Here is a 5936-nt window from a genome sequence, read left to right on the forward strand (position 1 = left end):
GGAGAGTAGGACACCGCCGGAACATCCTTTCACGATAGGGGACCCGATACCGGGTCCCCTATCGTCGTTTATGGGGTCTTCGCGGCCTCGTGATCAGCACGCATTCGGTGGCCTGCCGGATGCGTGGTTGAATTCGTACCAGAGCCGGGCGATGTCCCGGCAGCAGACTTCGAAAGGGTTCACCGTGTCCGAACACAACGACGGTCCGAGGCCGTTCCGGCGAGGCGCCTCCGATTCGGGGCAGCGCGATGCCGGCAACGACCGGCCGTCTCGTCGGACCGGTGACTCCGAATCGGGCCGCGGCGGTTTCCGCCGCAGTGGCGGCGACAAGGATCGCGGGGCCGGTGATCGTGGTGGTTTCCGCCGAGGTGATTCCGGTGGCAGCGATCGCGGCTCCGACAACCGTGGCGGCTCCGGCGGCGGTTACCGCCGGGATTCCGGCGACCGGTCGGGGCAGCGCGACGACCGTGGCCCGAGTGGTTTCCGCCGGGGCGGCGATTCGGGTCGTCCCGGTGAGCGCGGTGGATTCGATCGCGGTTCGCGTGGCGGTGACTCCGGGGAGTGGCGCTTCGAGCGCGGCGGCGAGAACCGCGGCGGCGGTAACCGTGGCGGAGGTAGCCGTGGCGGAGGTAGCCGTGGCGGCTACGGCGACCGTGATCGGTCGGATCGTGACCGTGGCGGACGCGGCGGCTCCGAGGAGCGCGGCGGCTTCCGTCGTGGCGGCTCGGGCGAGAGCGGCTCGCGCGGTGGGGACCGTGGCGGCTTCCGTCGCGGCGGCACCGAGCGTGGTGATTCGGCTCGCGGTGGCTTCGATCGTTCCGGCTCAGATCGTTCCGGCTTTGATCGTTCCGGCTCCGACCGCGGTGGTTCCGAACGCCGTGGGGCCGACCGTGGCGGTTCCGATCGTGGCGGTTCCGATCGTGGTGGCTTCGATCGTGGTTCCGAGCGCGGAGGATTCGACCGGCGTTCCGATCGTGGCTCGGATCGTCCCGGTGAGCGCGGTGGCTTCCACCGCCGCGGTGGCGCGGATCGTGCCGGTTCCGAGCGGGGCGGGTTCGATCGAGGTGCCGGCCGGGGCGGATTCGACCGTGGCGGCGCCGAACGGCGTGGTGATTCCGATCGCGGGTTCGACCGGCGTCCCGAGCGCGACGGTGATCGGTTCGGTGGCGATCGGTCCAAGGGGGATCGATCCGGTGCGGAGCGGGAGGGCTTCGAGCGCCGCGAGGGCGGCTTCCGCCAGGGCGATTCCGACCAGCGACGTGGCGGCGAGGACCGCAGGCGCGGCGGCGAGGGCGCGCGCGGTGCGGGCGCACGGTCGCTGGACCGGCGTCCGCCGCGGCCGGAGGAGCCGGATCTGCCCGACGATGTGGAGGCCTCGGATCTCGATCCGGCCGTCCGGCGCGATCTGCTGAGCCTGGACAAGGGCAATGCCGAGACCGTGGCCCGGCATCTGGTGATGGCGGTGCGGCTGGTCGACGACGATCCGGGCCTGGCGCTGGCCCACGCCAGAGCCGCGCGGCAGCGGGCGGGCCGGATCGCGGTGGTGCGCGAGACCGCGGGCGTGGTGGCCTACCACGCCGGCGAGTGGGCCGAGGCGCTGTCGGAGCTGCGCACCGCGCGGCGGATGTCCGGCGGCTCGGGGCTGCTCGCCGTGATGGCGGACTGCGAGCGCGGTCTCGGCCGCCCGGAACGGGCCATCGAGCTCGGCCGCAGCGAGGAGGCGCGCGCCCTCACCGGTGACGATGCCAGCGAGCTGCGCATCGTGGTCTCCGGCGCGAGGATGGATCTCGGCCAGTACGACCAGGCCGTGGTGACCTTGCAGACGCCCGATCTCGATCCCGAGCGCACCGGTTCCTCGGCTGCACGGCTGTTCTACGCCTACGCCGACGCGCTGGTGGCGGCCGGACGCACCTCCGAGGGCCTGGAGTGGTTCCTCAACGCCGCCGCCGCCGATCTCGACGGTGAGACCGACGCGGAGGACCGTGCCGCCGAACTGACCGGCGACGCCTAGACCTTTCCCGGACCTTTCCGGTACATCCGGTCATTCGGTCATCGCGGACACGGGCCGCCCGCGTGCCCGCCGCCGCGGAGCGGAGCGGCCGACCCGTCCTGCTCCGACGATGGGCGAGCCCCTCGCCGAAGACTGCCCCTCGTCGATGGCTGCCCCTCGCCGATGGCGTCGGTGGGCTGACGTAGGGTCGGAGAACGTCGAAGCCGACCCCGGGGGCCGGTGATCCCCGCGGGGGACGAACGAAGTGGGAGTGGTGTGAAGCGGCTACGAGATCGCTACGAGGCCTTGCTGCTCGATCTGGACGGCACCCTGTACCGGGGCGCCGCGGTCATCGAGGGCGCGCCGGAAGCGCTGGTGGACGGCGGCTCGGCGCAGCGGCTCGCCTACGTCACCAACAACGCGAGCCGCGGCCCGGATGCCGTGGCGGCCCATCTCGCCGAACTCGGTTACCCGGCCACCCCCGACGACGTGGTCACCAGTGCGCAGGCCGCCGTGCGGCTGCTCGCGGAGAAGCTGTCGCCGGGCGCGACGGTGCTCGTCGTCGGTTCCGGCGATCTGGCCGAAGAGGTCGCCAGGGCCGGGCTGACGCCGATCCGGCGTTTCGACGACGAGGTGCCCGCCGCCGTCGTGCAGGGGCATTCCCCGCATACCGCGTGGGCCGATCTGGCCGAGGCCGCCTACGCGCTGCGGGCGGGCGCGCTGTGGGTGGCCGCGAACACCGACAAGACGCTGCCGAACGAGCGCGGTCTCGCCCCGGGCAACGGGTCGATGGTGGCGGCGCTGCGGGCGGCCTCCGATCTGGAGCCGATCGTGGCGGGCAAGCCGTTCGCTCCGCTGCTCGAAGACGCCGTGGCCAGGGTGGGCACCAGAGCCGCGCTGGTCGTCGGCGACCGGCTCGACACCGATATCGAGGGCGCTGACCGGGTGGCCCTCGACTCGCTGCTCGTGCTCACCGGCGTCAGCACCATCGAGGAGCTGGCCGAGGTGGGGCAGGAGCGGACGCCGACCTATGTGGCGCTGAGCCTCGACGCGCTCAATCACCCGCCGGTGGGCGCCGACCCCGGCCTCGACCTCGCCGAGCGGTTGCGCCGCCATCCCGGCCGAGCCGTGACGGTACGCGCGTCCCGTTCGGAAATCCGATAGCGTTGGCAGCACGATGACTACTCCGAACTCCGCCCCGAGGCCCGGTGTGCCGCTGCCAGGACAGCATCTGCCCGGCGCAGGCGGGCACCCGGAACCGGCCGACCCCGAGCGCATCCGCGCCGAGATCGACGAACTGCTCGCCGAACTCGACGCGGGTGGCGGTCACGCCGGTCCCGCGGAGAGCGCCGAAGCGGGTGTCGACATCACCCGCCGCGCACGCATCCTGGAACAGGCACACGAGGTGCTGGTCCAGGCCCTGGCCACGGTGGACAAGATCTGAGGTGGCCAGGCGCGCGCGAGTGGACGCCGAGCTGGTTCGCCGCGGATTGGCCCGGTCGCGTGAGCACGCGGTCGAGCTGATCGGCGCAGGCCGGGTCCTGATAGCAGGAACGGTGGCGACGAAACCCGCCACCGCCGTGGAAGCGGGCACCCCGCTGGTGGTGCGTGCGGAACCCGACGAGGTGCAGTGGGCTTCCCGGGGCGCGCACAAACTGCTGGGCGCGCTGGAACGGTTCGAGCCGGAGGGCTTGTCGGTGGCGGGCAGGCGCTGCCTGGACGCCGGCGCCTCGACCGGTGGCTTCACCGATGTGCTGCTCAGCCGCGAGGCCCGCGAGGTGGTCGCGGTCGACGTCGGATACGGCCAGCTGGTGTGGCGGCTGCGCAACGACGAGCGGGTGCACGTGTTCGACCGCACCAATGTGCGTTCGCTGACCCCCGAGGCCATCGGCGGCACCGTCGGGTTGGTGGTGGGCGATCTGTCGTTCATCTCCCTCGCCCTGGTGCTGCCCGCGCTGGCCGCGTGTTCGGCCGACGGCGCCGACCTGCTGCCGATGGTCAAGCCGCAGTTCGAGGTCGGCAAGGAGCGGGTCGGCTCCGGCGGCGTGGTGCGCGATCCGATCCTGCGCGCCGAAGCGGTGTGCGCGGTGGCTGCCGCGGCGGCCGGCCAGGGGTTGCGCACGCTCGGTGCGGTGGCCAGCCCGCTGCCCGGTCCGTCCGGGAACGTCGAGTATTTCCTGTGGCTGCGCAAGACCGGCCCCTTCGACTACGACGGCGAGCAGGTGCGCGCGCTGGTGGAGCGGGCGGTCGAGGAGGGGCCGCGATGAGCGGGCCAGATCTCGACCGCGAAATCCTGCTGATCGCGCATCCCGGCCGCGCCGAGATCGCCGAGACCGCGCATCGGGTGGCGAAGATCTTCGCCGATGCCGGGATCGGGTTGCGGGTGCTCGACGACGAGGCCGACAGCACCCACCTGGACGACACCGAGTCGGTGGCGATCTCGGTGCCGGGCGGTGAGCACGTGCGCCGGGTCCCCTACGGTCCCGAGGCGGCGGCCGGCTGCGAGATGGTGCTCGCGCTCGGCGGTGACGGCACCTTCCTGCGGGCCGCCGAACTGGCCAGACCGGCCTCGGTGCCCGCGCTCGGAATCAATCTCGGCCGCATCGGTTTCCTCACCGAGGCCGAGGCCGAGCATCTCGACGAGGCGCTCGGGCAGGTGGTGCGCCGGGACTATCGCGTCGAGAACCGGATGACCATCGACGTGTCGGTGCGGGTGGACGACGAGATAGTCGACTCCGGGTGGGCGCTGAACGAGGCCAGCATCGAGAACGCCGTGCGCATGGGCGTGCTGGAGGTGGTGCTCGAGGTGGACGGGCGCCCGGTCTCCTCCTTCGGCTGTGACGGAATCCTCATCTCGACCCCGACCGGTTCCACGGCCTACGCCTTCTCCGCGGGCGGTCCGGTGGTGTGGCCGGAACTCGAAGCGCTGCTTGTGATTCCGAGCAACGCGCACGCGCTGTTCGCGCGGCCGCTGGTCACCTCCCCCGAGTCACGCATCGCCGTCGAGGCGGTCGCGACCGGTCACGATGCGATAGTTTTCCTTGACGGTAGGCGAACCATGACGCTGCCGCGCGGCGGCCGGGTGGAGGCGGTGCGGGGGAGTGAACCGGTCCGCTGGGTGCGGCTGGATTCCGCCCCGTTCGCGGACCGGATGGTGCGCAAGTTCCAGCTACCTGTGACCGGCTGGCGAGGCAGACGGCGAACGGAGAGCACACGTGCTGACAGAGATCAGGATTGACAGTCTCGGTGTCATATCCGCGGCCACCGCGCAGTTCCACGAGGGTCTGACGGTTCTCACCGGCGAGACGGGCGCGGGCAAGACGATGGTGGTGACGAGCCTGCATCTGCTCAGCGGCGCCCGTGCCGATCCGGGCCGGGTCCGGCTCGGCGCCGAGAAGGCGGTGGTCGAGGGGCGGTTCACCGTCGACGATCTCAACGCCGAGGCGCGCGCACAGGTCGGCGAGGTGCTCGAATCGGCCGCGGCCTCCGCCGACGACGACGGCAGTGTGATCGCCATTCGCACCGTGGGCGGTGACGGCCGGTCGCGGGCGCATCTGGGCGGACGCGGCGTGCCCGCCTCGGTGCTGTCGGATTTCACCGCGCCGCTGCTGACCGTGCACGGCCAGAACGACCAGTTGCGCCTGCAGAAGCCGGAACAGCAGCTCGCGGCGCTGGACCGGTTCGCCGGTGACAGCGTCACCTCGCTGCTGCGCACCTATCAGATGAACCGGCGCGCCTGGCTGAACGCGCGCGAGGAGCTGCTCGAACGCACCGCGCGCGCCAGGGAATTGGCGCTGGAGGCCGACCGGCTCAAGCACTCTCTCGACGAGATCGACGCCATCGCACCGGAACCCGGTGAGGATGTGCGCACGGTGGCGGAGGTGCGCAGGCTCAGCGACCTGGACTCGCTGCGCGAGGCCGCGGCCGTGGCGCACGACGCGCTCGC

Annotated in this window: 4 protein-coding genes and 2 pseudogenes; all 6 read left to right on the forward strand. The window is 72.0% G+C overall.

Features of this window, described 5'->3' with window-relative positions:
- Positions 1 to 1060: 1060 nt before the first annotated feature.
- Positions 1061 to 2011 (forward strand): annotated as a pseudogene (locus tag QH283_RS25065) (tetratricopeptide repeat protein); the annotation flags it as partial.
- A gap of 255 nt (positions 2012 to 2266) precedes the next feature.
- Positions 2267 to 3154 carry an HAD-IIA family hydrolase gene (locus tag QH283_RS25070; RefSeq protein ID WP_280505397.1) on the forward strand — a complete coding sequence of 296 codons (888 nt, stop codon included), beginning with the start codon at positions 2267 to 2269 and terminating at the stop codon, positions 3152 to 3154.
- 13 nt (positions 3155 to 3167) lie between these two features.
- Positions 3168 to 3434 (forward strand): hypothetical protein, encoded by a 267-nt coding sequence (locus QH283_RS25075; protein ID WP_280505398.1) that lies wholly within the window; start codon positions 3168 to 3170, stop codon positions 3432 to 3434.
- A gap of 1 nt (position 3435) precedes the next feature.
- Positions 3436 to 4257 carry a TlyA family RNA methyltransferase gene (locus tag QH283_RS25080; RefSeq protein WP_280505399.1) on the forward strand — a complete coding sequence of 274 codons (822 nt, stop codon included), beginning with the start codon at positions 3436 to 3438 and terminating at the stop codon, positions 4255 to 4257.
- Complete coding sequence (locus QH283_RS25085) at positions 4254 to 5228, forward strand: NAD kinase (RefSeq protein ID WP_280505400.1); 975 nt, start codon at positions 4254 to 4256, stop codon at positions 5226 to 5228. The genes QH283_RS25080 and QH283_RS25085 overlap by 4 nt, the downstream gene beginning before the upstream one ends.
- Positions 5206 to 5936: pseudogene (locus QH283_RS25090) on the forward strand (DNA repair protein RecN); the annotation flags it as partial. The gene QH283_RS25085 and the pseudogene QH283_RS25090, both read left to right, overlap by 23 nt.

This window comes from Nocardia farcinica, assembly GCF_029867845.1.
Taxonomy (GTDB): Bacteria; Actinomycetota; Actinomycetes; order Mycobacteriales; family Mycobacteriaceae; genus Nocardia; species Nocardia farcinica_A.

Coding starts and splice junctions, on each gene's coding strand:
- QH283_RS25075 (WP_280505398.1), top strand. CDS start 3,168: ATGACTACTCCGAACTCCGCCCCGAGGCCCGGTGTGCCGCTGCCAGGA.
- QH283_RS25085 (WP_280505400.1), top strand. CDS start 4,254: ATGAGCGGGCCAGATCTCGACCGCGAAATCCTGCTGATCGCGCATCCC.